We start from the raw sequence: 25988 nt of genomic DNA, 5'->3' as shown, positions 1-25988 counted from the left end.
CGATGGATGCCCGGCACCCGACCCCCGGCGACGGTGACGCCCCGGACACGGGCGCCGCGGCCGCCGGGCCCGGAGCCGCCGGGGCGCCCGCTCCCGGAGCGGCGGACGCGCCGGGAGCCGCGCCGCGGGGCGGTGTCGCGCCGTCGCCGCCCGGGGGGCTGCTGGACGTCCTGAACGTCGCCGCCGTCGTGCTGGACGACCGCGGGCGGATCGTCCTGTGGAGCCCGCAGGCCGAGGACGTGTTCGGGTACCGGGCCGAGGAGGCGCTCGGCCGGTACGCGGGGCGGCTGCTGGTCCGCGAGGAGCACCTCGACCTGGTCGTCGAGCTGTTCGCGCGGGTGATGGACGAGGGCCTGAGCTGGGCCGGGGTGTTCCCGGTGCGGCACAAGGACGGCGGCACGCGGCTGCTGGAGTTCCGCAACATGCGGCTGCGCGGCGAGAGCGGCGACCTCTACGCGCTGGGTCTGGCCACCGACCAGTCGACGCTGCGGGCCGTGGAGCGGGACGTGGCGCTGTCGACGCGGCTGGTCGCGCAGTCGCCGATCGGCCTGGCCGTACTCGACACGAACCTGCGCTTCCTGTCGGTGAACCCGGCGCTGGCCCGGCTCACCGGCGTCCCCGCCGAGGCGCACGTCGGCCGCGCCCTGCGCGAGACGATGTCGTTCCTCGACACGGCGCCCGTCGAGGCGGCGCTGCGCCGGGTGCTCGGCACGGGCGCGCCGCTCGTCGACCAGACCCTCGTGGGCCGCGTCCGGGCGGACCCGGAGCGCGAGCACGCCTGGTCGGTGTCGTACTACCGGCTGGAGGCGGGCAACGGCAAGGTGCTGGGCCTCGCGGTGTCCGTCGTGGACATCACCGACCGGTACCGCGCGGCGACCGAGGCCGCGCGGGCCCGGCGGCGGCTCGCCCTGGTGGCCGACGCGTCGGTGCGGGTGGGGACGACGCTCGATCTGCGGCGGACCGCCCGCGAGCTGGCCGACCTGGTGGTCCCGCAGCTCGCCGACGCGGCCGCCGTCGACGTGCTGGACGCGGCGCTCCGTACGCCCGGCGAACCGGGCGGGCCCGGTGCGGCCGGCGTGCGCAGGCGGCTGTTCCGGCCGCTGGCCGCCGCGCCCGCCGGCGGGCGGGACGACGACGCCGGCTGCCCCGGCGCGCCGTACGAGGCGGACGACGAGGGCCTGGTCGCGCGGTGCGTCGCGACGGGCGAGCCGTACCTGGTGCGCCGGGTGGCGGCGGACGACCTGCCGCGCCTGGTCCGCGGCGGTGAGACCCCGGACGGTCTGGCGCGGGCCGGGCTGCGCTCGTACCTGGTGGTGCCGCTGACCGCACGCGGGACCGTGCTGGGCGCCCTGTCGCTGCGGCGCACCCGCGACGCGGTGCCGTTCGACGACGACGATCTGGTGCTGGCGCGGGAGCTCGCGGGCCGCGCGGCGGTGGCCGTCGACAACGCCCGGTGGTACCAGCGGGAGCACGACACGGTCCTCACCCTGCAGCGCTCGCTCCTGCCCCACGCCCCGGAGCCCCGGCCCGGGCTGGAGCTGGCGCACCGCTACGAGCCGGCGGGCGCCGCCGGGGAGGTGGGCGGCGACTGGTTCGACGTGATCCCGCTCGCCGGCGGCAGGACGGCGCTGGTCGTGGGCGACGTCATGGGCAGCGGCGTCTCGGCGGCCACCACCATGGGCCAGCTGAGGACGGCGGCCCGGGCGCTCGCGGACCTGGACCTGGACCCGGCGGACCTGCTGCGCCACATGGACCACGGCACGACGGGGCTGCGGGACTCGACGGCGACGTGCGTGTACGGGGTGTACGACCCGCGCCGCCGGGAGTTCCGGGTCGCGAACGCGGGCCATCTGCCCCCGGTGCGGGTCCCCCTGGAGGGCCCGCCCCGGCTCCTGGACCTGCCGACCGGGGTGCCGCTCGGGGTGGGCGGGGTGCCGTTCGACACGACGACGGCCGTCCTGGAACCGGGCGACCGGCTCGTGCTGTACACGGACGGCCTGATCGAGGTGCGCGGCCAGTCCATCGACGCGCGCCTGGAGCAGCTGCTCGCCCTGTTGCGGGAGACGGGCGGCCGGTCGCTGGACGCGATGTGCGACGAGGTGCTCGACGCGATGCGCGAACCGGACGTGCACGATGACGTGGCGCTGCTGGTGGCCCGCGTCCACTGACGCCTCCGGCCCGCGCGGTGGGCGTTCTTGGTGGACCATGGAAGGGCAGGAGGAGCCCGACGGCGAGGAGGTCGTGGTGACAGCCGACGGCACAGGGCGCCCGGCGCCGGGGCAGGCGCCGCCCGTGGTGATCGAGTCGGCCGCGGGCGGGCGGGCCGTCCTGGTCTTCTCCGGGGAGCTGGAGGCGCACGCGGTGGGCCCGCTGGAGGAGGCGCTCGGCGACCCGCGGCTGCGGGACGCCGACGCGTGGGAGCTGCGCATGCACGGGCTGACCCGCCTGGACCTGCCGTGCGCGTACGCGCTGCTCCGCGCGGCCACGGTCCGCGACACCCCGGCCGTCCTCCATGTGCGCGGCGCGCACCGGGGCGTGCGCCGGTCGCTGCGGGAGGCCGGTCTGGAGACGGTGGCGACGTTCGAGGACTGAGCGCCGCGCCCACGCCGTACCACCCGCCCGTACCACCCGCCCGTACCGCGCTGCCGGACCGCGCCGCCCCGTCCGGTCGCTCAGCCGGCGTACGCCACCCACTGCGTCCACAGCGGGAGCAGGAGCAGCGCGACGACCGAGCTCTTGACGACGAGCGCGGCGGACATGTCCACGCTCACGTCATAGCGCTGGGCGAAGATGAACAGGTTCTGCGGGGCGGGCATCGCCGCGATGAGGACGAGGTGGTCGAGCCACGCGCCGTCCACCCCGAGGCCGTAGCGGCAGACGGCGAACGTCAGCAGGGGGAAGGCCACGCATTTGAAGGCGATGAGCCAGATCTCCTCCACGGTCGTCTCGCGCAGCTTCAGCCCTGTCCCGCCGAGGTGCAGTCCGAGGGCGAACAGCGCGACGGGCGAGGCGCTCTGCCCGACGAACGCGGAGCTGTCGAGGACGACCTGGGGCAGGCGCACGTCCAGCAGGTTGAGGACGATTCCGGCGTTGCAGGCGATGACGACGGGGGTGGCCAGGGACGCGCCGACGGCCGCGCCGAGCCGCCGTCCGGGACTCCCGGCGCGCTCGGGGCGGCCCAGCTCCATGATCGAGATGATGACCAGGGACAGCACGCAGACCTGGAACAGCAGGACGGGGAAGACGGGCGCCGCGTTGCCGAACAGCATGATGAACACCGGTACGGCGAAGTAGGCGGTGTTCACCTGGACGGCCGCCATGACGCGCAGGGCCACACCGCGCGGGTCGTGTACGCCGAAGGCTCGGGCGAGGCCGCCCGCCAGGACGATCGCGGCGCCGGTCGCCGCCGCGTAGCCGGTGATGGCCCGCCAGTCGAACAGCGCGGCCAGGTCGCTGCCGTAGATGTTGCCGAACAGGAAGCAGGGCACGGCGAAGAGGAACGCGTAGTCGGCGAAGACCTTGGAGCTGTCGGCGGGCACGGTCCTCCGCCGCGCGAGGAGCACCCCGCACCCGAACGCCAGCAGCACCGGCGCCAGTTTCTCCAGAGCAGCCACCGCGCCCACGCGCGCACCCCCGCATCCCCGTCGCTGACGGCGGCCGGCCTCGGCCGCCCTCGGCCGCTGCGACCGAACGCCATTGATCATCCTCCGCCGGCCCGGAGGATGCCCGGGCGGTGGGGCCTCCTGCCGACGGGCGGCGGCCCGGACGGGGGCGTCTTCGGCGGGCGGCGGCCCGGACGGGGGGCGTCTTCGGCGGGCGAGGGGCCTGGTGGCGGCGTCTCCGGCGGAAGGCGCCTCGGACGCGAGCGGTTTTCCGGCTGTGGCGGTCCGGGGCGGGTGGCGCGGGGTGAGTATCCGTACTCATGCGGCGGCGCCGCTCCGCGGGCACGGTGCTGGGATGAGCACTCCGCCGCCGGTCCCGCCTGTGCCCCCGGACCCCGCTGTGCCGCCCGGCCCCGCGAAGGCCGACCGGGGCGGGGACATCGCGTCGGGCTGTGCCCTGGTGCTGCTGGAGCTGGTGGCCCTGGCGGCGATCCTGCTGGCGTGGCCGTTCCTCGACCACTTCGAGCTGGACCCGCAGGCGCCCCGCGAGACGTTCTCGCTCTGGCGGTACCTCCCTGCCGTCGGGGTCCTCGGCGCGCTGGTCTTCCTGGCCGCCGCCCTGGCCGCGCGGGCGAGGGCCACGGTGACGGCCGTCTCGCAGCTGGTGATGGGCGTGCTGATCGCGGCGGTGCTGGTCGGCGGGGCGGCGCTGCAGCGGCACGAGGACGAGCGGAGCAGGCCCGTCCCGGCGCCCACCGGGTTCACCGGCTGCCGCAGCGGCGGCGACTCCGCCGACTGCCCGGGCGGCTGACGGGCCGCCGCGCCGGGTGGTTCCGCCGTCAGTGCGTGTGGCCGTCCGGCGCCTCGGGGGTCGCGCCGTGGCCGCCCGCGTGGACGGTGAACGCCGCGGTGCGGACCTCGCCCTGGTGCCGGAAGTCGAGGAACAGCCGGTACGCTCCCGCGCTCGGGGCCGTGGCCGTGAAGGAGACCTCGGGGCCGGGGCCGCCCTTGTCGGGGTGGACGTGCAGATACGCCAGGTCGCCGGCGCGCAGGGCGACGAGGTGCCCGTACGCCCCCAGATAGGGCTGCAGGTCGGTGACGGGCTTGCCGTCCTTGCTGATCGTCAGCTTCAGCCTGCCGGGCCTGCCCGGCGTCAGCGCCCCGTCCAGCGCGACCTGGTACCCGTCCACGCGGGCGGTCGTCGTGGCGGCGGGCAGCGGCCGGGGCGCGTACGTCCCCGCCACCGGCAGGTCGACGCCGAGGGTCACGTTCCTCGTGCCCTCGCCCGCCGGGGTGAAGTCGGCGAACGCCTTGTACGCGCCCGCCGCCGGCAGGTCCACCGGCGTCGACCAGGTGCCGTCCGCCGCGCGCACCGGGTGCAGATGGCGGTAGACGGTGAGGTCGCGCGAGGCGACGATGAAGTGCAGCTCCTTGCCGTGCTCGGTCTGGTACGCGGTGACCTTGCGGCCCTCGCGGTCCTTCACCGAGAACGCGACGACGCTCCGTCCGGCCGTGATCCGGGGGGTCTGAAGGGCCAGCGTGTAGCCGCCCTCGGAGACCTGGAGGCCGCCGGCCGCGGGCCCTCGAGCCGCCTCCTCATGGGCGGAGTGCCCGCCCTCCCCCTCTCTCGCGGGGGCCGCGTGCTCGGTGTGCGCCGGCTTGGCCGGTTCCTCCACCGGGCCGGCGGCCGTGCCGAGCCCGTAGGCGGCCCCGAAGGTCGCGGCGAGCGCGGCGGCGAAGGCGGTGATCTTCACTCCGGTGTTCATGGCTGCTCTCCCGTAGGCAGGTAAGCGCTGGTCTCTCCGCACCTCACAATACCCCCAGGGGGTACCCAGTCAAGCCGGGACGGCGACTTGCGCCGCATACGGGCGAGGGGTATACATAAACCCGGCCCGGATACCCCCCATGGGTATGTACGACGGGATTCCCGAACGAGGAGGCCCTCATGTCTTCCTGCTGTACTCCTGACGGCAGCTGCTCCACCGACGCCGCGTCCACGCCCACGCCCACCGACATGGCGGAACCGACCGTGACGGTCGGCGGCGAAACCGACGCGGCGGTCACCGCGAAGGCCGACGGCACCGGCACCGAGCCGGCCGTCCGCGCCTGACACCCCACCAGCAGCCCCACCCCGGCCGCCGGGGCCCGGTCCGCGCGACCGGGCCCCGGCCCCGGACCCCACCCGTACGAGGAGCAGGAAATGACGACCACCACCACCGGCACCGCCCAGGTCGAGCTGGCCATCGGCGGGATGACGTGTGCCTCGTGCGCGGCGCGCATCGAGAAGAAGCTCAACCGCATGGACGGCGTGGAGGCCACCGTCAACTACGCGACGGAGAAGGCCAAGGTCACCTTCACCGACGGCGTCTCGGTCGAGGACCTCATCGCCACCGTCGAGGCCACCGGCTACACGGCGCGGGAGCCCGCCGCGCCGCGCGGCGCGGGCGGCGACGACGGCCCGCCCCCAGGGGAGGGACAGGCGGACGAGGAGTTGCGGCCGCTGCGGCAGCGGCTCGTCACGGCCGTCGTCCTGACCGTGCCCGTCATCGCGATGGCGATGGTCCCGGCGCTCCAGATCGAGTACTGGCAGTGGCTCTCGCTCACCCTGGCCGCGCCCGTCGTGGTCTATGCCGCGTGGCCGTTCCACCGGGCCGCGTGGACCAACGCCCGGCACGGTGCGGCGACGATGGACACGCTGATCTCGGTGGGGACGGGGGCGGCGTTCCTGTGGTCGGTGTGGGCGTTGTTCTTCGGTACGGCCGGGACGCCGGGGATGACGCATCCGTTCGCGTTCACCATCGCCCGCTCGGACGGGGCGGGGAACATCTATCTGGAGGCGGCCGCGGGGGTGACGGCGTTCATCCTGGCGGGCCGGTACTTCGAGGCGCGTTCCAAGCGCAGGGCGGGTGCGGCGCTGCGGGCGCTGATGGAGTTGGGGGCCAAGGAGGTCACGGTCCTGCGGGGCGGGCGTGAGGTGAGGGTGCCGACCGGGCAGTTGGGGGTGGGTGACCGGTTCGTGGTGCGGCCGGGGGAGAAGATCGCCACGGACGGGGTCGTGGTGGAGGGTTCGTCGGCGGTGGACGCGTCGATGCTGACGGGTGAGTCGGTGCCGGTGGAGGTCGCCGTCGGCGACACCGTGACGGGCGCGACGCTGAACGCGGGTGGCCGTCTGGTGGTGGAGGCGACGCGGGTGGGTGCGGACACGCAGCTGGCGCGGATGGCGAAGCTGGTGGAGGACGCCCAGAACGGCAAGGCCGCCGCCCAGCGCCTGGCCGACCGCATCTCCGCCGTGTTCGTGCCCGTCGTGATCGCCCTGGCCGTCGGCACGCTCGGTTTCTGGCTGGGCTCGGGCGCGGGGGTGACGGCCGCGTTCACCGCCGCCGTCGCCGTGCTGATCATCGCCTGCCCCTGCGCCCTGGGCCTGGCCACCCCGACCGCGCTCATGGTCGGCACCGGACGCGGCGCCCAGCTCGGCATCCTCATCAAGGGCCCCGAGGTCCTGGAGAACACCCGCAAGGCCGACACCGTCGTCCTGGACAAGACCGGCACCGTCACCACCGGCCGCATGACCCTGCTCGCCCTGCACACCGCCGACGGCACCGACGAGACCGACGTGCTGCGGCTGGCGGGCGGATTGGAGAACGCCTCCGAGCACCCCATCGCCCAGGCCGTCGCGACCGGCGCCGCCGCCCGGATCGGCACGCTGCCCACACCCGAGGACTTCGCCAACATCCCCGGCCTCGGCGTCCAGGGCATCGTGGACGGCCACGCCGTCCTCGTCGGACGCGAGCAGCTCCTCGCCCAGTGGGCCATGGAACTGCCCGAGTCGCTGCGCCGTGCCAAGGAGGAGGCCGAGCAGACCGGGCGCACGGCCATAGCGGTCGCCTGGGACGGCCAGGCCCGCGCCGTGCTGGAAGTCGCCGACGCGGTGAAGGACACCAGCGCCGAAGCCGTGCGCCGGCTGCGCGCCCTGGGTCTGACGCCCGTCCTGCTCACTGGTGACAACGAGGCCGTCGCCCGCGCCGTCGCCGCCGAGGTCGGCATCGAACCCCGGCACGTCATCGCCGAGGTCCTGCCCGAGGACAAGGTCCAGGTCGTCAAGCGCCTCCAGGCCGAGGGCCGCAGCGTCGCCATGGTCGGCGACGGCGTCAACGACGCCGCCGCCCTCGCCCAGGCCGACCTCGGCCTGGCCATGGGCACCGGAACCGACGCCGCCATCGAAGCCGGCGACCTCACCCTCGTACGCGGCGACCTGCGCGCCGCCGCCGACGCCATCCGCCTCTCCCGCCGCACCCTCGCCACCATCAAGGGCAACCTCTTCTGGGCCTTCGCCTACAACATCGCCGCCCTCCCCCTGGCCGCCCTCGGCTACCTCAACCCCATGATCGCCGGCGCCGCCATGGCCTTCTCCTCCGTCTTCGTCGTCGGCAACAGCCTCCGCCTGCGCGGCTTCAAGGCCGCGAACGCCTGAGCCCGCGCGCCCCTCGCCTCCGTCGGGCCCCCACATCGAGCCGCCTCCCGGACCAGGCCCCGCCCGGTCCGGGAGGCGGCTCGATGCGATGACGCGACGCCGCACCCGCCGCTCACACGGCCCCGCCGCCCGGTCTCGCGTCCGGGTCCCGCCGGTGGGCGTCAGGGCCCGGCTCCAGTGGCGGGCCGGCGAGGGAGAGGTGCGAGCGGCACACGGGGTGCGGGGCCTGCTCGATCCGGTGCCGCAGACGCCGGGGGCGGACGAACACGACGGCCGTCGCCGACGCGGCGAGGAACAGCACCGCGGTCACCATGGCGGCGCGGTGGAGGGCGCGGTCCACCGCGGCGCCGGAGGTGTAGGCGTCGCCGGAGAGGCCCACCAGGAGCGGCAGGGCGGCGACGATCAGCAGCTGGGCGACCCGCGCCGCCGCGTTGTTCACACCGCTCGCCAGCCCCGTGTGCCGGGCGTCGACCGAGGCCAGGACGGTCGCCGTGAGCGGCGCCACGAACAGGCTCATGCCCAGGCCCATGACGAGCACCGGAGGCAGGATGTCCGTCGCGTACGCGGATCCGGGCCCGGCCCTGAGGAGCAGCAGCGCCCCGGCCGCGGCGACCAGGGGTCCCGTGATCAGGGGCAGGGCGGGCCCCACGCGCTGGGCGAGCTCACCGGCGCGGGCGGAGAGCAGGAGCATCAGGACGGTGATGGGCATCGTCGCGAGCCCGGCCTCCAGCGCGTCGTATCCGAGCGTCGTCTGGAGGTGGACGGGCAGCAGGAAGAGGATGCCGCCGATGGCCGCGTACAGGCACAGCGTCATCCCGTTGGTGGCGGAGAACAGCCGGGAGGAGAAGAGGGACAGCGGCATCATCGGGTTCCGGGCGCGGCGCTCGACGCGCAGGAAGGCGGCCCCCGCGCCCAGGGCGACGACTGCCGGGAGGACGATCCGCACGGCCGAACCCCCGGACGAGGCGCCGACCAGCGCGTAGCTCACGCCTCCCAGGGCGACCGCCGCCAGGCACGCGCCCCGGGTGTCGAAGGGGCGCCCGGCCGCGGCGGGGTCCCGGCTCTCGGGTACGGAGGCGACCGCGATGAGCAGCACGGCGACCGCGAGGGGGACGTTGATGAGGAAGATCCACCGCCAGCCGGGGCCGTCGATCAGCCAGCCGCCGAGGAACGGGCCGAGGGCGCCGGCGACCCCGGTCAGGCCGGACCAGGCGCCGACGGCGCGCGCCTGGTCGTCGGGGTGGAAGGACGCCTGCACCAGTGCCAGGGACGCGGGGGTGAGCAGCGCGCCGCCGACTCCCTGGAGCGCGCGGGCGGCGATCAGCACGGAGCCGTCCGGCGCGACGCCGCACAGCGCCGAGGCCGCGGTGAACCAGACGACGCCGACGACGAGCGCGCGCCGTCTGCCGATCCGGTCGCCGAGGGCGCCGCCCCAGAGGATCAGGGCGGAGAGCGTCAGGAGATAGGCGTTGACGACCCACTGGAGCACCGACAGGGAGGCACCCAGGTCGCGTCCCATGCGGGGCAGGGCGACCGTGACGACCGTGGCGTCGAGCATGGCCATGCCGGAGGCGAGCACCACGCAGGCGAGGACCCAACGCCCCCGCGGGGAGTCCAGCCGCAGGCCGCCCGCCCCGCCGCCGTCCCCGTCGCTGCCGCCGCCGTTTCCGTTTCCGCCGCCGCTTCTGTCCATGGCCTCAGCCTGCCCGTGCCCGCCGCCGGACGACGCACCGTTCCGACGTGTCCTTACTCCGTCGGGCTACTCCGACCGGCGCCGTCGCACGGGCGTTCCCCCACGTCACCGGCGCCCGGATACCGTCTCGTGGCGGGGTCCGGGGAGCCGGCCGCGCCGACCGTCCCGTGGGCCGTGCCCGGGGCGTGGCCCCGGCTCCGCGGTCCGCCGGCCCTGGGGTCACCGCGGCCGGGCGGGGGCACGCGCCGCACCGGCCCGTCCCGCGAGGGCATCGGCTCCGAGGTGTGTCTCAGGCGGATCCGGTGCCCGTCGGGCCCGGACCGATCCGTTCGGCCAGGGCGACGATGATGCCCGAGGGGCCGCGGAGGTAGCAGAGGCGGTAGACGTCCTCGTACCGCGCCACCTCGCCGATCAGTTCGGCGCCGTGGCGGCGCAGCCGGGCGATGGTGTCGTCGATGTCGTCGACGGCGAACATGACCCGGTGCAGGCCCAGCGTGTTGGGCGGCGGGTCGTGGGGGCCGCCGACCGCCGCGGGGTGGTGGTACCGGACGAGCTCCAGCCTGCCGTGCCCGTCCGGGGTCCGCATCATCGCGATCTCGCTGCGCACCCCTTCCAGCCCGACGGCCTGGTCCGCGAAGAGCCCCTCGATCGGCGCCCTGCCCTCGACCTCCATGCCCAGTTCGGTGAAGAAGGCGACGGCGGCGTCCAGGTCCTCGACGACGATGCCGACGTTGTCCATCCGCTGAAGCGCCATGGCGGTTCTCCCTCTGTGTCGCGCGGCGTTGTGGGTCACCGGTATACCGAGGAGGGAACCGGCGGCCCGTTCCCGACACCCGCCCGCGGGCCGCATTCCCCCCGCCCGCAGGCCGCATTCCCCCCGCCCGCGGGCCGCTTTCCCCGGTCCCGGGTCCGGCCCGTACCCGGCCACGCCGGTGATCACCGTCCGAATGGCACCCAAAAACGCTCAGGGGCCGTTTCAGATCACTCTGAAACGGCCCCTGAGCTGCGACTTTCTCAAGTCGGGACGACAGGATTTGAACCTGCGACCCCTTGACCCCCAGTCAAGTGCGCTACCAAGCTGCGCCACGTCCCGTTGCCCGTCTGACCTGGGGTTTCCCCCGGCCCGGCGTGCATGAGAACAATACCGCACTCCGGCTGGTGATCACTAACCGCTTTACCGGGACGCGCGTGTCCGGGCCAGGGGCGTGCGCCGCCGGGTGCGCGGCGCACCTTTCGCGCCCCTCACCGCCTCCGGGCGCCGGGCCGGTCTTCGGCCATAGGTGAACGCTGCGGAGGCGCCCGGTGACAGGAGGTGCGCCTGGCTGCCCGGAGGGGCCGTGGGGCCGGTGGGGCGGGGCGGAACGGCACACCGACCCAGGTGGGGGCGGCGGCGCCCCTCGCTTGCCGTTGGCATGTGGCAGCGAGACGTACGGCGGGAATGCCTTCGGGGGGCTGGCCAGATCGGGCGATGCCCTGCACAGTCCTCAACGGACGTCAATGAACCGTCTTTCAGACATTGTTCAAGACCGTGTTGAACCGCTCCCGGGAGATCAACACCATGAGGTGTCCGCCTGCTCGGGACGGGACCACTACCGATGCACCACCTGCTCGAACACCCGCGCGAGCAGGCGTTTCGCAGAGGAGGGCTCGCATGGACGGCTATTTCGCCGGTCAGCCGCACCACCAACTCAGACAACAGGTGAGGGAGTTCGCCGAGAGGGAGGTCAGACCACGGATTCCCGCCATGGAGGCGGCGAGGTCCGTCCACTACGAGCTGTCCCGGCTCATCGCCCGCCAGGGCTGGCTGGGCGCGACGATCGGCAGGGACCACGGCGGCATGGGCGTCGGGCACCTCGGCAAGACCATCATCATCGAGGAGCTGTCCCGGGTGAGCGCCGCCATGGGCGCCATGGTGCAGGCGTCCCAGCTGGGCGTCGCGAAGATCCTGCACTTCGGGAGCGAGGCGCAGAAGAAGACGTGGCTGCCGCTCATAGCCGCCGGCGAGTGCCTGCCCACCATCGCGGTGACCGAGCCGGAGTCGGGCGGCCATGTCCTCGGCATGACGGCCACCGCCGTCCGCGACGGCGACGACTACGTCCTCAACGGGCGCAAGGTCTTCGTCGGCAACAGCCATGTGGGCGATCTGCACGGGGTCGTCGTGCGCACCGGACCCGGCTCGAAGGGGCTCACCGCCTTCCTGGTGGAGAGCGACCGGCCGGGTCTGCGCGTCTGCGCCGAGCAGCCGACGATGGGCCTGCACGGATTCGGCTTCGGCGAGCTGCGGTTCGACAACTGCCGGGTCCCCGCCGACCACCGGCTCGGCGACGAGGGCGACGGGCTGGCCGTCGCGTACTCCTCCAGCGTCCTCTACGGGCGCGCCAACCTCACCGCCGTCTCCCTCGGCCTGCACCAGGCGATCCTGGAGGAGACGACCCGCTTCTGCGCACAACGGCAGCGCTACGGCGAGCCCCTGCACGCGCTGCCGACGGTCAAGCTCAAACTGGGGCAGCTCCAGTCGCGGCTGATGACGGCCCGGTTGACCGCGTACCACGCCGTGCACATGCTGGACCAAGGTCTGCCCTGCGACGCGGAGTTGATGAACGCCAAGCTGGTCAACGTCGAATGGGCCCTGGACTCGGCGCGCAACGCGATGGAGATCCACGCGGCGGCCGGGCTGTTCACGGACCGGCCCATCGAGCGCTATCTGCGGGACGCCCACCACATCTTCGCGCCGGCCGGGACGTCGGACGTCCAGCTGCTGCGGCTCGCGGAGGTGGCGCTGGGCACGGCGAAGGGCCAGTGGTCGGAGCGGCTCGCCGACGTCGTACGGATGGAGCCCGTCCCCTGAGACGCGGCGTCCCCGAGGGCCCTGCGCACCCTCGGGGACGATACGGGAGGAATCACGGCGGACCGGGACGCGCCCGGCGGTCGTGGGTCAGGGCCGGAGGCGGCCCTCCTCACGGCGGTGGATCTGCTCCACCAGCTCCGCGGCGAGCGACTTGATCGTCTCCAGGCCGGCGCGCCCCCAGGGCCGGGGCTCGGTGTCCACGACGCAGATCGTGCCGAGCGTCGTGCCCGTGCGGTCGATGAGCGGCGCGCCCAGGTAGGAGCGGATGCCGATCTCGTCCACGACCGGGTTGCCGGCGAACCTCGGGTAGTCGCACACGTCCTCCAGGACGAGGGCCTTGCGGCGCACCACCACATGCGGGCAGTAGCCGTGGTCGCGGGCCATGTAGCGGCTGACCGTGCCGTGGGCGGCGAGGTCCGCGCCGGAGTGGGTGCCCGAGTGCGTGCCCGTCGGGGTGTGCAGCCCGGCGAAGAACTGCCGGTTCTCGTCGATGAAGTTGACCATCGAGTACGGTGCGCCGGTCACCTCGGCGAGCCGGTCGGCGAACGCGTCGAACGCGGGGTCCGGGTGCTCCCCCAGGCCGAGTTCGCGCAGCCGCCGCACGCGGGCGGGTGCCTCCTGGTCGACGGGGGTGAGGAGGAGGTGTCCGGTCGGGTCGTAGGTCATGCGGATGCTCCGTAGCTCGGCGCCGGTGCCGGGGCCGGGTTGGTGGCCAGCAGGTGCTGGACCAGGGTGACGAGGGTCTCGATGCCGGACACGGCGATCCGGGCGTCGCACAGCACCACCGGCACCTCCGGCTTGAGGTCGATGGCGGCGCGCACCTCCTCGGGGTCGTACCGGTAGGCGCCGTCGAACTCGTTGACGGCGACGACGAAGCGGATGCCGCGCCGCTCGAAGAAGTCCACGGCGGAGAACGAGTCCTCGAGGCGGCGGGTGTCGGCGAGGACGACCGCGCCGAGCGCCCCCTCCGACAGCTCGTCCCACATGAACCAGAAGCGTTCCTGTCCCGGCGTGCCGAACAGGTACAGCACGTGCCTCGGGTCGAGGGTGATGCGGCCGAAGTCCATCGCGACGGTGGTGGTGGTCTTCGACTCGATGCCGTCGAGGCGGTCCGTGGCGGCGCTCACCTGTGTGAGCACCTCCTCCGTGCTGAGCGGTTCGATCTCGCTCACCGCGCCGACGAAGGTGGTCTTGCCGACGCCGAAGCCACCCGCGACGAGGATCTTCAGGGCGGTCGGGAAGACGTCCTCGGTCGCCGGCCGGCGTTCAGAGCCGTCGTCGTAGGCCATCGAGTACTGCCTCCAGCAGGGAACGGTCGGTCAGGTCGTGGTGGCGGCGGGGCTCCCGCGCGGTCAGCGCCCCGCAGTCGACCAGGTCCGAGAGCAGGACCTTGGTGACGACGGCGGGCAGCCGCAGATGCGCGGCGATCTCCGCGACCGACGTCGGCCCGTCGCACAGGCGCAGCGCCGTCGTGTGCTCCGGCCCGAGGGGTGCGGGCGGCGCCGTCCCGGTGGCCATGACGAGCGACAGCAGGTCGAGCGCGGCGGTGGGCCGGGTGCGGCCGCCGCTCACCGTGTACGGGCGGATGAGGCGGCCGGCCGCGTCGTCGAGCCACGGCCGGTCCTGTCGGTACGGCACGGCTCAGCGCCCCGCCGTTCCGGGCGCGGCCGCCGCGTGCCGGGCCGGGGTGACCAGGTACGGCCGTACGCTCTTGACCAGCATCGTCATCTCGTACCCGAGGACGGCGGCGTCCGTCTCGCGCCCGGCGACGACGGCGAGGCAGGTGCCGGAGCCGGCGGTGGAGACGAACAGCAGGGTGTTGTCGAGTTCCACGACGACCTGCCGGACCTCGTCGCCGTCGCCGAAGCGGGCGCCCGCGCTGCGGCCCAGCGAGTAGAGGCCGGAGGCGAGGGCGGCCATGTGGTCGGCGCTGTCCGCGTCGAGGCCGTGCACCGATTTCACCAGGCCGTCCGAGGAGAGCAGCACCGCGCTGCGGGTGTACGGGACTCGCTGGACCAGGCCGGCGAGCAGCCAGTCGAGGTCGGGGGCGTGGCCGCTGGGCACATCGCTCACCATGGTGCATCTACTCCTTGTGGGCTTCGTCGTGTCGCTGCGGTTCGTCGGCGGAGGGCGGGGCGGAGGGCGGCATGGACTCCGCCAGGCCGATGCCGCGCTGGAACGCCGCCATCAGTCCCGGATCGTGCAGCGGCTGGTCCTCGTGGCGGCGCCGGACGGGCTCGCCGCGCAACTGCGGGACGAGGTGTTCCTGCGCGCGCCGCTTCGGCAGCCGGGGCCGCCCGTCCCGGCCGTCCAGCGGGCCGGGGGCGGGGGCTTCGGCGGTCCGGGGGGTGGCGGGGGTCTGCGGCCGTGCCTGGGCCTGCGTCTGCGGCCGGGGCCGCGTCTGCTCCTGGGCGGGCAGTGGCAGGGCCTGGGCCGGTTGCCCCGGCGGCTGTGCCGGGGCGGGCTGCGGGGAGGGGGCCGTCGCGGGGTCCGGCGCCGTTTCCGGGCGGGCGCCCTGCTGCCGGGGTACGGGCGCGTGGGCGGCGGGCACGGCGGGCGGCGTCGCGGCGGCGCGCACCGGCTGGGGCGCCTGCGGCGGCGGGGTGGTACGTACCGGCTCGGGCGCGGCGGGGCCCTGGCCGGTCGCCGGGCCGGGGGCGTCGGCGGCGTACGGCGGCTGGGGGCGGTCGGGGTGTTCGCCCCGTACGGGCAGGGGTGCGGGCTCCCGGCCTTCGGCGCGGGCGGGGGCGGCGTGGCGCGGCCGGCGCGGCGGGAGGTCGCCGCCGTCGGCGCGGGCCGGGGCGCGTCCGGTGTCGTGCGCGTCGTACGGGGCGGGAATCGCCGCCCGCGCGGCGGCGGCCGGGACGGCGGCGGGCGGCGCGGCGGCCAGGGGCGCGGGGCCCGCGGTGTCGCCGGGCGCGCCGGTCTGCGGGCGGCCCGCCTGGTGCGGGTTCGCGGGGTCGGCGCCCAGGAGTTCCTGCGGGATGACCAGGACGGCCTGCACCCCGCCGTAGATGTTGGACTGGAGCCGTACGGCGATGCCGTGCCTGCGGGCCAGCGCCGAGACGACGTACAGGCCGATGCGGCCGTCCTGGAGCAGATGGGCGACATTGACCTGGTCCGGGTCGCAGAGCAGGGCGTTCATCTTCTCCTGCTCGCCGACCGGCATGCCCAGGCCGCGGTCCTCCACCTCGACGGCGAGTCCCGCGGTGACGTACTGGGCGCGCAGCAGGACCGTGGTGTGCGGGGCCGAGTACAGCGTGGCGTTCTCGACCAGTTCGGCGAGGAGGTGGATGACGTCGGCGACGGCGTGGCCGCGCAGGGTGCCGTCGATCGGCGGGACCAGTTTGACGCGCGGGTACTGCTCGACCTCGGCGATGGAGGAGCGCAGCACCTCCGTCATGGTGACCGGGTTGGACCACTGGCGGCGGGCGATGGCGCCGCCGAGGACGGCGAGGTTCTCCGCGTGGCGGCGGATGCGGGTGGCCAGGTGGTCGACGTGGAAGAGGCCCTTGAGCAGCTCGGGGTCCTCGACGGCGTTCTCCAGCTCGTCCAGGAGCTGGATCTCGCGGTGGACGAGGGACTGGAGGCGGCGGGCGAGGTTGACGAAGACCTCGACCTTCTGCTCGTTGCGGAGGCTGCTGGAGAGCTGGGACGCCTGGACGACGGCCGCGACGGCGGCGTCCTGGGCGCGGCCGAGCTCGTGGGCGAGCAGGTCCAGGTCGTCGCCGCGCGGTGCGGGCGGGGGCGCCTGCCGGGGCGGCGGCCGCTCGCCTCTGCGCAGCTGTTCGACGACGCCGCGCAGTTCGTTCTGCCCGCGCGCGGTGGTGCGGCGCAGGTCGGTGCAGCGGTCCCGTACGGACCGGGCGGTGCGGTCGGCGCCGAGCCAGGCGGCGGCGACGGCGGCAGCGGCGAGGGCCGCGGCGGCGCCGAGGACCGTCCAGAGGGCGGCGGTCGGCCGGACGCCGGCGGAGTGCAGGGTGAAGACGACCGCGCCGGCGCCGGCGAGCGCGGCGGCGACGGCCGGGAGCACGGCGGCGCGCAGGAGCCGGGGCCGTATGCGGGCGTCCGGCGGGGGCGTCGCGGGCTGCGGCCCGCCGGGCTGCGGCAGGGGGCGGGCGCCTGACCGGCCGTGCCGCCCGCCCTCTCGGCGGTCCGGCCGCGCGGCGGGTGCGCGAAGTGGAGACATCAGTGTCCTTGGTACGTGGGTCCCAGGGAATCGGCGTATTTCGGCACCGAACGGGTGCGCGGCATCGGACGGCGGGGGTCGGAACGCTGAACCGATGAGCCCACCGTTGATCACCGGCAACACACGGTAGTCGCCCGATGTTCGTCCGCGGTGGGCTGTCGCCAAACTTGCCCGTAGAGCGTCCCGCTCTGGTATGAGGGGTCGCACGGCCGCCCGAACCTCCGGGCGGTGCGTTTCCGGACATCCGCCGTCGCCGCCGTGTGCCGGGGCCGTTCCGTGTGCCGCCCCGGGCCCCGCTGCCCGGCGTGTGCGGGGGCCTCCTGGGCGCCCGCCCGTCCCGTCCGGGGGTCTCGCCCCGTCCTGCCCAGCCCGTCCGGGGGCCTCGCCCCTCCCTTGGGCGGCGCTGCCCCGGGCCCCGGACCCCGGTGCGGCCGCGCGCCGTCCGGTCGGTCCGACGGGTCCGATGGCGTGACGGTCCCGCGAGGAGCCCGCGGACCGGGCAGGTATCAGCGCATCCGTCCAGGGACGCCCACCGGAAGCACCGATGTGCAGGTGTCCGACAGGGAGAAGGGGTTGTGCATGCTGGAGCTGCGGCCCACCGCGGCCGGGCCGGTCAGGCCGGCCGACGGTCCGCTCACGGCCCGCGACGCGGCACGGGCCGCCGAGGCGGAGTTGCGGCGCGTGGTCGGCGAGAATCTGCGCCGCGCGCACGACACGGACCCGGTGTTCGCCCGTGAGGTCGCCGAGCGCGTCGGCGCGCTCGTCCTGCGCGGCGGGAAGCGGCTGCGCGCGGCGTTCGCGTGGTGCGGGTGGCGGGCGGCCGGGGGATCGGGGTGCGCGGCACCGGTCCTGCGCACGGGAGCCGCGCTCGAACTCGTGCAGGCGTGCGCGCTCGTCCACGACGACGTGATGGACGGATCGCCGCTGCGGCGCGGAGCGCCGTCCGTGCACGTGCAGTTCGCCCGGCTGCACGAGGCCGAGCGCATGGCGGGCCCCTCCGGGAGGTTCGCGTCGGCCGGCGCCGTGCTCGCCGGGGACCTCGCGCTGGCCTGGGCGGACGATCTGCTGGCCGAGACGGCGCTCCGCTCGCCGCACGGGCCGCGGCTGCACCGCGAGTGGCAGGCCATGCGCGGGGAGATGGTCGCCGGGCAGTACCGGGACGTCCGGGCGGAGGCGACCGGCGCGTGCGGGCTCGACGACGCGGTGGTCGTCGCCACCCTCAAGAGCGCGCTGTACACGGTGGCGCGCCCCCTGGCGCTGGGCGCGTCGCTGGCCGGTGCCGACGCCGCCGTACTGGGGGCCCTGCGGTCCGCCGGGCGGTCCGCGGGCCTGGCCTTCCAGCTGCGCGACGACCTGCTGGGAGCGTTCGGCGACCCGGCGCTGACGGGCAAACCGGCCGACGACGACCTGCGGACGCGCAAACCGACCTGCCTGCTCGCGATCGGGATCAGGCTGGCCGGGGCCTCCGGCGACCGGGAGGCGTCGGAGGTGCTCGGTCCGGGCGGTCCGCCCCCGTCCGACGACGGCGTGCGCCGGATGCGCGCGGCGCTGGAGCGCACCGGGGCGCGGACGGTCGTCGAGGCGGCCATCGCCGAGCTGGCGGAGGCGAGTCTGCGGCACTTCCGCCGGACGGGCGCGGACCGCGCGGCCCTGAGGGAGTTCGCGGCGCTCGTCGAGCGGGCCTCGGGGGCGCGCCCGGAGTACGCCGGGGAGGCGGCGTGAGGACCGTGCAGGGGCCGACGGGACACGTCGTCGTGGTGGGGGCCGGGCTGTCCGGGCTCGCGTGCGCGCTGCACCTGCTCGGCGCGGGCCGCGAGGTGACCGTGGTGGAGCGGGACGCGGGGCCGGGCGGCCGGGCGGGGCGCGTACGCATGGGAGGTTACGAGGTCGACACGGGCCCCACGGTCCTGACGATGCCGCACCTGGCCGACGAGGCGTTCGCCGCGGTCGGCGACAGCCTGGAGCGGCACGTCTCGCTGACGGCCCTGCACCCGGCGTACCGGGCGTCCTTCGCGGACGGCACCTCGCTCGACGTGCACACCGGGGGCGAGGCGATGGAGGAGGAGGTCAGGCGGTTCGCGGGCCCGTCGGAGGCGGCGGGCTACCGGGAGCTGCGGCGGTGGCTGCAGCGGTTGTACCGGGCGCAGATGCGGCGTTTCATCGACGCGAACTTCGACTCGCCCTTCCGGCTGCTCCACCCGGACCTGGCGCGGCTGGCGGCCCTGGGCGGGTTCGGGCGGCTGGACCGGCGGATCGGCCGCTTCCTCGCCGACCCGCGGCTGCGCCGGGTCTTCTCCTTCCAGGCCCTGTACGCCGGTGTCGCGCCGGCCAGGGCGCTGGCGGCCTACGCGGTCATCGCCTACATGGACACCGTGGCCGGGGTGTGGTTCCCGCGGGGCGGGATGCACGCGCTGCCGCGCGGGATGGCCGACGCGGCGGCGGGCGCCGGGGCCGCGTTCCGCTGGTCGGCGGAGGTCACCGCGCTGGAGCGGTCGGGGGGCCGGGTGCGCGCCGTGCGTCTGGCCTCGGGTGAGCGGATCGCGTGCGACGCCGTGGTGCTGACGTGCGAACTGTCCGCGGCGCACCGGCTGCTGGGGCGCGCCCCGAAACGTCCGGTGCGGCTGCGCCACTCGCCGTCCGCCGTCGTGCTGCACGCGGGGACGGACCGCACCTGGCCGGGGCTCGCCCACCACACGCTGTCCTTCGGCGCCGCCTGGGAGCGGACGTTCGACGAACTGACGCGCGAGGGGCGGCTGATGAGCGACCCGTCCCTGCTGATCACCCGTCCGACGACGCACGATCCCGGTCTGGCGCCGCCCGGCAGGCACCTCCACTACGTGCTGGCGCCCTGCCCGAACACCGAGGTGGGGCCGTCCGGGGCGGAGTGGCGGGACCTGGGCCCGCGCTACCGCGACAGCCTCGTCGCCGAGCTGGAGCGGCGCGGGCTGGACGGGTTCGCGCGGAGCGTGCGGGAGGAGATGCTGGTGACGCCGCTGGACTGGGAGGCGCAGGGGCACGCCGCGGGCGGTCCCTTCTCGGTCGCCCACACCTTCGCCCAGACCGGGCCGTTCCGCCCGCGCAACCTGGTGCGGGGCGTGGAGAACGCCGTACTGGCGGGGTGCGGCACCACGCCGGGGGTCGGGGTGCCCACGGTGCTGCTGAGCGGCAAGCTCGCCGCCGCCCGGGTGACGGGCGGGGCGCCGCGCCGCACCCGCTCCGGCCCCGTGCGGCGCGGCGCCGGGGCTGCCGTACCGGCCGTGGGAGGTGCCGCCCATGAGCCGTCGTGAGCTGGACGCGGCGGGGATCACGGACCCCGCCCTGCGCGCGGCCTACACCGAGTGCCGGCGGCTCAACGCCCGCCACGGCAAGAGCTACTTCCTGGCCACGAGGCTGCTGCCGGTGGAGCACCGGTCCGCCGTGCACGCGCTGTACGGCTTCGCCCGCTGGGCGGACGACATCGTCGACGACCTGGACCGGCGCCTGAGCCCCGGGAAGCGCGACCGCCTGCTGCGGCGCCTGGAGGGCGAGCTGGCCCGCGGGCTGCGCACCGGCCGCAGCGACGAGCCGGTGGTCCGGGCCGTCAGCGACACCGCGGAGCGGTACGGCGTCGAGCACACGCTGTTCGCGGACTTCCTCGCGTCGATGCGCAGCGACCTGCACGTCACGGACTACCCGACCTACGCCGACCTACGGGCCTACATGCACGGCTCGGCGGCGGTGATCGGACTGCAGATGCTGCCCGTCCTGGGCACGGTCGTCCCCCGTGAGGAGGCCGCCCCGCACGCCGCGGCGCTCGGTGTGGCGTTCCAGCTGACCAACTTCCTGCGCGACGTGGGCGAGGACCTGGACCGGGGGCGCGTCTACCTCCCCGCGGACCTCCTCGCCGCGCACGGCGTGGACCGGCCGCTGCTGGAGTGGAGCCGCCGCACGGGCCGCGCCGACCCGCGCATCCGGGCGGCCCTCGTCGCGGCGGAGGCCCTGACGAGGGGGGTGTACCGGAGCGCGGAGCCCGGCATCGCCATGCTCGCGCCGCGCACCCGCCCCTGCATCCGTACCGCGTTCTCCCTGTACGGCGCCATCCTGGACGCGATCGCCGACCAGGGCTACACGGTGCTGCACCGGCGGGCGGTGGTGTCGCGCCGGCGGCGGGCGGCCATGGCGGCCGCGGGGGTCGCGCAGATCGCGTGGGCGCGACGCGGCGCCCGTACCGGACACGGCGCGGCCCGCACCGGCGGCGCCGCGCTGCAGACGAAGGGAGCACCGGGTGAGTGACCGGACGGGCCGGGGCCGGTGGACTCCGCCGCTGCGGCGGCGGCGCGCGCGGCCGGACTGGGCGGCGCAGGAGCCGACGTGGCGGGAGGCGCGCCCCTCGCTGATCGCGGACGCGCTCAAGCGGGCCTCGGCGCGGCCCTCCGGCAACTGGTACGTCGTCGGCGCCTCGCGCGACGTGCGGGCCGGGGGCGGGCCCGTCGGCAGGACCGTGGGCGGGGTCGAGATCGTGCTGTGGCGGTCGGAGTCCGGGGAACTGCGGGCGGGGTCCGGCGTCTGCCCGCACCTCGGGGCGCCGCTGCGGGACAGCCGGGTGGTGTGCGGGACGCTGGTGTGCCACTGGCACGGCCTGGCGCTGGACGGCGGGCCGTTCACGGGCTGGGACCCGTACCCGGCGCACGACGACGGGGTGCTGGTGTGGGTGCGGCTGGACGCGGTCGGCGGGGAGGAGCCGTCGGAGCGGCCGGTGGTGCCGGTGCGGCCGCGGGCGGGCGGCGGCGTGGACGCCGTGTTCACGGCGGTGGGGCGGTGCGAGCCGGAGGACGTGGTCGCCAACCGGCTCGACCCGTGGCACGGCTCCTGGTTCCACCCGTACTCCTTCGTCGACCTGCGGGTGGCCCGGCCGCCGCGCGGCGAGGAGGACGACGTCTTCGTCGTCGATGTCTCCTTCCGGGTGACGGGCCGTCTGGTGGTGCCGGTGCGGGCGGAGTTCACCGCACCGGAGCCCCGGACGGTGGTCATGCGCATCACCGAGGGGGAGGGCAGCACGTCGGTGGTGGAGACGCACGCCACGCCGCTGACCGCCGAGTCGGCCGCGCGTCCGCGGACCGCCGTCGTCGAGGCGGTCGTCGCCGCGTCGGACCGGCGCGGCTTCGCCGTGGCGCGGGCGGCGGCGCCCGTGCTGCGCCCGCTGATGCGCCGGGCGGCCGGCAGGCTGTGGCGCGACGACCTGGCGTACGCGGAGCGGCGCTGGGAGCTGCGCAGCACGGGCCGGTTCCCCGGCTGAGCCGGGCTTCCTGCGGGCGGGTTTCCGGCGGGCGGGTTCCCGGCGGGCCGGGTCCCCGGCCGAGCGGAGTACGGGCGGGGCGTCCCGCGCCGGGGTGCGGCGGCGCGCACGCCGTACGGGCCGGGCGGGGGGTACGTCGTACGGGCCGGGCGGCCCCGTCGGCTGGGCGGAGTCGGTACGCCGTACGGACGGTCAGGGGCGGCAGCGCCGTATGGGCCGGGGCGGTCCCGTCGTACAGGCCGGGGCGGTCCCGTCGTACAGGCCGGGCAGGGGCGCTCCCCCGCCGGCGGCCGGGGGGACGCCGCGCTCCTCCTCCGGCCGCCCGCTTCATCGGCGGCCGAGGCGGCCGAGGCCGCCGAGGGCCCGCAGGGCGGCCGAGCGCCCGGCCCGGGGCACGGTCCACAGCACCTGCCCGCGCACGCCCCGGTCCGCCAGGAGGGCCCCCGCGGCGAGGAAACCGGTCGTGGCCGCGCGTTCCATCAGGGCCACGGGGAGGTCGCAGCGGATCGCGTCGCCGGCCAGCGTCACGTTCGGATGGGGCGTGCGCACCGGGGGCCGCCGGGCGTGGGAGCCGACCGGGAAGAACGGGCAGTCGGCGCGCCACTCGTGCAGCTCGTCCGTGATCCGCGCCTCGCGGGTCTCCGGGTAGACCCGGCGCAGGGCGTCGACGAGGCGGTGCCGCACCGCCGCGGGCTCCTGCCCGTCGGGGACGGCGTAGGCGTGCAGTTCCACCACGGAGCCGCCGGTCCGCGCGGCCCAGCGGGCGGCCTCGCCCTCGTAGCGGTCGAGGACGCTGACGTTGTCGAGGCCGTCGTAGCCGCTGGTGCCGAGGAAGCCGGGGCGGTCGGCGCGCACGGGCCGGTCGAGCCACAGCCGTGAGACCAGGAACGGCGGGGCCGTCGCCAGGGCGCCGACGTCGTCCCGCCAGGCCGTGGTGCCGAGCTCCGGGGACGCGGCCACCAGGGCGCGCAGCGCTCCCGGGTCGAGGGCGAGCACGGCGGCGTCGTGGTCGTCCCAGGTGCCGTCCGTGCGCACCCGCACGCGGCCGTCGCCGTCGGGGCGGACCTCGCGCACGGGCGTGTCCGTGCGGATGTCCGCGCCGAGGCGGTGCAGGTAGTCGCCGAGCGGCTCCCACAGGGCCTGCGGGAACGGCTCGGTGGGCACGTCGAAGAGCAGGCCCTCGGCGGAGCCGAGGAAGTAGATGTGGAACATCAGCAGCAGTTCGGCGGCGGACAGTGCCCGCGGGTCGGCGAAGAAGCTGCGGGAGAACACCTCGAAGGCCAGGTGGTGCGCGGCTTCCGGGAAGCGCACGCCCTCCAGGAACGCCGTCGCGCTCATGTCGTCGAAGCGCCGGTAGACGTCGGGGACGCGGACGTCGAGGAGCGGCAGGGCGGCGCGGGCGTCCATGGCGGCGAGATCGCGCCAGCCGAAGGTGGGGCTGAGGGCGACGAAGCCGAGGGCGCTGAGCGGCGGGGTGCGCGGGACGCGGGCGAAGCTGTCGGTCAACCCGCCGCTGTGCCGCAGCGGGTAGTCGGGCAGCGGGCGGAGGCGGTCGAGTCCGGGGTCCGTCCGCCGCAGCAGGCCGCGCAGGTTGTAGTACTGCCGGAAGAAGGCGTGGAAGCCGCGGCTCATGGTGACGCGGGACCCGTCGGAGAGCCGGACGCGCCGGCCCGCGAGGCGCCCGCCGAGCGACTCCTCGCGCTCGTAGAGGGTGACATGGGCTCCGCGTTCGGCCAGCAGGGTGGCCGCGGCCAGCCCGGCGATGCCCCCGCCGGCGACGGCGACGCGGGGCCGGTCGCCGGGCGCGAACCGGTCCCGGCCGGGCGGGGGCGCGATGATCTCCGCTTTGCGGTCGCGGCCTCGCCGGGCCGCGCGCCGGGCGGCGCTCACCGGGCTCCCTCCGGGTGCGCGTCGGTGCCCCGGCGGGCCGGGATGGTGTGGTCGCGCGGGGGCGTCATCGGTGTCGTTCTCCGGTTCGTGGGTCGTCGGGTGCCGGACGGCGGGGCAGGAACGGCAGTTCGAGGGTGGTGCGGAGCATCGGGGCGACGGGGGTGCGCAGGCCGATGCTCCACTCCTCGGCGGGGGATGTCGCCCCGTCGAGGAAGCGCAGCAGCCGTTCCGGCGGGACGCGCCGGAACAGGTCCGTGAAGAAGCGGGGGCCGTCGATCCGCCCGGTGTCCAGGGCCCGCAGCAGTACGGCGTCCATGGCGAGGGCCCGCCGGCCGTGGGGAGGCGGCACGGCCGCGCGCCCGGAGCGCAGGGCTGCGGCGATGGCGCGGCTCTGCCGCTGCACGGCGGCGAAGGTGTATCCGGTCGCGGGGCGGGTGGCGCCGCCCGCCGTGCCGATCCGGAAGACGGCGGGCCCAGTACGGCGGGGGAAGCGCGCGTCGGTCATGGGGATGACGCCCTGCTCCGCCGACTCGACCGTGAACGGGCCGAGCCGCAGGACGTCGCGGCAGTAGGCGGCCAGCGCCGCCTCGTACGCACTGGTGGTGAGCGGCGTCCGGGAGAATTCCGTGTACTCGACGAGCGCCCGGTCCGGGGCGAGGGGCAGGACGTAGCCGAAGGCCAGTCCGTGGCGGGGCTGCGGGACCCGGAAGTCCATCAGGTCGGCGACCGCCGGGTCGAACCGGCTCGTCGGTGTGCGGACGAACCAGCCGCGGAAGTGCTGGAGGAGCCGGGTGCGCGCGGGCGGCAGGGCGCGCACCGGCCGGGAGTCGAAGACGTGCCGGGCGGGGAGCGCGAGCGTCCGGCCGCCTGGTCCGGCGCAGCGCACCTCCGCCCCGCCGGGCGTGTCCCGCACCTCCTGCGCCGTCGCGCGCAGCACGTGGACGTTGGGGGAACGCGCGAGCCGGGAGTGCACCAGCCGTTCGAAGTCAGCCGACCGGATCATGCGGTACGTGAAGGGGGACGGGTCCACGGTGACCGCCCGGCCGTCACTGCCGTGGACGCGCAGCAGGGACCAGGTGGCGGTGACCGCCGCGTCGAGGACACCGGTGCCGCGGTCCCAGTAGCACCAGGTCCGCTCGGGTGGCCGCAGCGGCCCGTCCGGGGCCTCCACCAGCGTGACGGCGGGGTAGGCGGGTGCCGCCAGGCGATGGGCGAGGCTGAGTCCTGCCGCGCCCCCGCCGATGATCACCACGTCTCCGGCAGGCCGGGAGGCGGGGTCGTGGGGGCTCACCGGGCGTGCCGTCCGACGGCGCGGGCGCGCCGGGTGGCGGGGCGAGGGGTGCCGGTGGCGGCGGACACCGGCTCGCGTGCGCCGTCGGGATTCACTGTCGCCTCCGCTCTCGGGGTGGACGGACTCCGCTCTCGGGGTGGACGGACTCCAATCGCCGTCCGGCGGCCGCCGTCGCCCGCGTCCGGTCGCCGGTGGCCGGCGGCCGGTGACCGGCCGCAGGTCCATGGTCTGTTCCGCGCGACGGGGCTCCGCGGATGCGGCGCGCGCGGCCCGGCCGGCCGTCACCCGGACGCCGGGTCGGCAAGCGGTTCCCGTGCGGCGCGGGCGCCCGAGGCCGGGGCGCCCTGCACGCCGCCGGTGGGGCGGTGGTCCCCGCACACGTGTCCGCCGAGGGCGACCCGCGTCGTACGACTCGGGGGCCACGGACGGCACCATGGCGGGCAGCGCGCCGTGGACGGGGTGCACGGCGATCCGCTGCCTGCCGCTCGTGTCCGCGCCGTACAGCTCGGCCCGGTGTCGCGACCTCGTCCGGCCGCCGACGCCGTCGGAGGACTCGGGCAGCGCGACGGTCGGCCCGGTGCGGCACAGGCGCGGTGCGGTGCGCAGGCCGGTCCGGCGAGGCCCGCGCCCGCAACGACCGTGTCCGGAGCGTCGCGGTGACGACGGCTCATGTCCTCCTCCATGGGCACCTCCGGCGCTTGCGCGGTCCGCGCCCGGAGCCGCGCGGGG

21 protein-coding genes and 1 tRNA gene are annotated in these 25988 nt (G+C 75.8%); 10 read left to right on the top strand and 12 right to left on the bottom strand.

The features are described from left to right. Positions 1-2 precede the first annotated feature (2 nt). Entirely contained in the window at positions 3-2168 is a 2166-nt protein-coding gene (locus ACSUPT_RS26265; protein ID WP_436945761.1) for a SpoIIE family protein phosphatase, read from the top strand. Between the two features lie 37 nt (positions 2169-2205). Further along, entirely contained in the window at positions 2206-2592 is a 387-nt protein-coding gene (locus ACSUPT_RS26260; RefSeq protein ID WP_361665179.1) for an STAS domain-containing protein, read from the top strand. A gap of 80 nt (positions 2593-2672) precedes the next feature. Here the strand turns inward: ACSUPT_RS26260 and ACSUPT_RS26255 are convergent, their stop codons facing one another. Then, complete coding sequence (locus ACSUPT_RS26255; RefSeq protein WP_404150129.1) at positions 2673-3614, bottom strand: AEC family transporter; 942 nt, start codon at positions 3612-3614, stop codon at positions 2673-2675. Positions 3615-3957: 343 nt separating this feature from the next. On the opposite strand from ACSUPT_RS26255, the gene ACSUPT_RS26250 reads away from it, so the two are divergent. Then, on the top strand, positions 3958-4413 hold the full coding sequence (locus ACSUPT_RS26250; protein ID WP_361665185.1) for a DUF6234 family protein: 456 nt from the start codon (positions 3958-3960) through the stop codon (positions 4411-4413). 28 nt (positions 4414-4441) lie between these two features. On the opposite strand, the gene ACSUPT_RS26245 is transcribed toward ACSUPT_RS26250, so the two are convergent. Continuing rightward, positions 4442-5368: a hypothetical protein gene (locus ACSUPT_RS26245; protein ID WP_436945758.1), complete on the bottom strand. Its 927-nt coding sequence runs from the start codon at positions 5366-5368 to the stop codon at positions 4442-4444. Positions 5369-5547: 179 nt separating this feature from the next. Between ACSUPT_RS26245 and ACSUPT_RS26240 the strand changes: the two genes are divergently transcribed. Together ACSUPT_RS26240 and ACSUPT_RS26235 are read left to right on the top strand one after the other, a co-directional pair. Further along, positions 5548-5712: a hypothetical protein gene (locus ACSUPT_RS26240; RefSeq protein WP_436945756.1), complete on the top strand. Its 165-nt coding sequence runs from the start codon at positions 5548-5550 to the stop codon at positions 5710-5712. 90 nt (positions 5713-5802) lie between these two features. Then, positions 5803-8073 carry a heavy metal translocating P-type ATPase gene (locus tag ACSUPT_RS26235; RefSeq protein ID WP_436945754.1) on the top strand — a complete coding sequence of 757 codons (2271 nt, stop codon included), beginning with the start codon at positions 5803-5805 and terminating at the stop codon, positions 8071-8073. Positions 8074-8185: 112 nt separating this feature from the next. Here the strand turns inward: ACSUPT_RS26235 and ACSUPT_RS26230 are convergent, their stop codons facing one another. From ACSUPT_RS26230 to ACSUPT_RS26220, 3 genes are all read right to left on the bottom strand, one after another. Next, positions 8186-9766 carry an MFS transporter gene (locus ACSUPT_RS26230; RefSeq protein WP_436945752.1) on the bottom strand — a complete coding sequence of 527 codons (1581 nt, stop codon included), beginning with the start codon at positions 9764-9766 and terminating at the stop codon, positions 8186-8188. Between the two features lie 289 nt (positions 9767-10055). Then, a complete protein-coding gene (locus tag ACSUPT_RS26225; RefSeq protein WP_399217510.1) occupies positions 10056-10520 on the bottom strand; it encodes a VOC family protein in 465 nt (154 codons plus the stop codon). Positions 10521-10785: 265 nt separating this feature from the next. After that, a tRNA-Pro gene (locus tag ACSUPT_RS26220) sits at positions 10786-10859 on the bottom strand. 558 nt (positions 10860-11417) lie between these two features. Here ACSUPT_RS26220 and ACSUPT_RS26215 point away from each other — a divergent pair. Next, on the top strand, positions 11418-12614 hold the full coding sequence (locus tag ACSUPT_RS26215; RefSeq protein WP_351968285.1) for an acyl-CoA dehydrogenase family protein: 1197 nt from the start codon (positions 11418-11420) through the stop codon (positions 12612-12614). An 87-nt stretch (positions 12615-12701) separates the two neighbouring features. On the opposite strand, the gene ACSUPT_RS26210 is transcribed toward ACSUPT_RS26215, so the two are convergent. Genes ACSUPT_RS26210 through ACSUPT_RS26190 form a run of 5 tightly spaced genes read right to left on the bottom strand, consistent with a single transcriptional unit; the run spans position 12702 to position 16803 of the window. Continuing rightward, the gene (locus tag ACSUPT_RS26210) at positions 12702-13280 is read right to left on the bottom strand and encodes a GAF domain-containing protein (RefSeq protein WP_351968284.1); all 579 of its coding nucleotides are present in this window, start codon (positions 13278-13280) and stop codon (positions 12702-12704) included. After that, a complete protein-coding gene (locus ACSUPT_RS26205; RefSeq protein ID WP_351968283.1) occupies positions 13277-13903 on the bottom strand; it encodes a GTP-binding protein in 627 nt (208 codons plus the stop codon). The genes ACSUPT_RS26210 and ACSUPT_RS26205 overlap by 4 nt, the downstream gene beginning before the upstream one ends. Beyond that, entirely contained in the window at positions 13881-14252 is a 372-nt protein-coding gene (locus ACSUPT_RS26200; protein ID WP_351968282.1) for a DUF742 domain-containing protein, read from the bottom strand. The genes ACSUPT_RS26205 and ACSUPT_RS26200 overlap by 23 nt, the downstream gene beginning before the upstream one ends. 3 nt (positions 14253-14255) lie before the next feature. Next, entirely contained in the window at positions 14256-14690 is a 435-nt protein-coding gene (locus ACSUPT_RS26195) for a roadblock/LC7 domain-containing protein (RefSeq protein WP_351968281.1), read from the bottom strand. A 7-nt stretch (positions 14691-14697) separates the two neighbouring features. Further along, the gene (locus ACSUPT_RS26190) at positions 14698-16803 is read right to left on the bottom strand and encodes an ATP-binding protein (RefSeq protein ID WP_436945748.1); all 2106 of its coding nucleotides are present in this window, start codon (positions 16801-16803) and stop codon (positions 14698-14700) included. Positions 16804-17382: 579 nt separating this feature from the next. On the opposite strand from ACSUPT_RS26190, the gene ACSUPT_RS26185 reads away from it, so the two are divergent. From ACSUPT_RS26185 to ACSUPT_RS26170, 4 genes are read left to right on the top strand one after another with little or no spacing between them, the layout of a single operon-like run. Next, positions 17383-18525, top strand: coding sequence for a polyprenyl synthetase family protein (locus ACSUPT_RS26185; RefSeq protein WP_436945746.1), 1143 nt, complete (start codon positions 17383-17385; stop codon positions 18523-18525). Next, complete coding sequence (gene crtI, locus ACSUPT_RS26180) at positions 18522-20090, top strand: phytoene desaturase family protein (RefSeq protein WP_436945744.1); 1569 nt, start codon at positions 18522-18524, stop codon at positions 20088-20090. Before ACSUPT_RS26185 ends, crtI begins: the two co-directional genes overlap by 4 nt. Then, complete coding sequence (locus ACSUPT_RS26175) at positions 20077-21075, top strand: phytoene/squalene synthase family protein (RefSeq protein ID WP_436945742.1); 999 nt, start codon at positions 20077-20079, stop codon at positions 21073-21075. The genes crtI and ACSUPT_RS26175 overlap by 14 nt, the downstream gene beginning before the upstream one ends. Beyond that, positions 21068-22078, top strand: a complete 1011-nt coding sequence (locus tag ACSUPT_RS26170; RefSeq protein ID WP_403504542.1) for a DUF5914 domain-containing protein — start codon at positions 21068-21070, stop codon at positions 22076-22078. The genes ACSUPT_RS26175 and ACSUPT_RS26170 overlap by 8 nt, the downstream gene beginning before the upstream one ends. A 327-nt stretch (positions 22079-22405) precedes the next feature. Here the strand turns inward: ACSUPT_RS26170 and ACSUPT_RS26165 are convergent, their stop codons facing one another. Continuing rightward, on the bottom strand, positions 22406-23968 hold the full coding sequence (locus ACSUPT_RS26165) for an FAD-dependent oxidoreductase (protein ID WP_436945740.1): 1563 nt from the start codon (positions 23966-23968) through the stop codon (positions 22406-22408). A gap of 64 nt (positions 23969-24032) precedes the next feature. Then, the gene (locus tag ACSUPT_RS26160; RefSeq protein ID WP_436945739.1) at positions 24033-25259 is read right to left on the bottom strand and encodes a lycopene cyclase family protein; all 1227 of its coding nucleotides are present in this window, start codon (positions 25257-25259) and stop codon (positions 24033-24035) included. Positions 25260-25988 lie beyond the last annotated feature (729 nt).

Source organism: Streptomyces sp. SudanB25_2051, from assembly GCF_964272635.1.
Taxonomy (GTDB): Bacteria; Actinomycetota; Actinomycetes; order Streptomycetales; family Streptomycetaceae; genus Streptomyces.
This window is presented reverse-complemented; position numbering and strand designations above follow the sequence as displayed.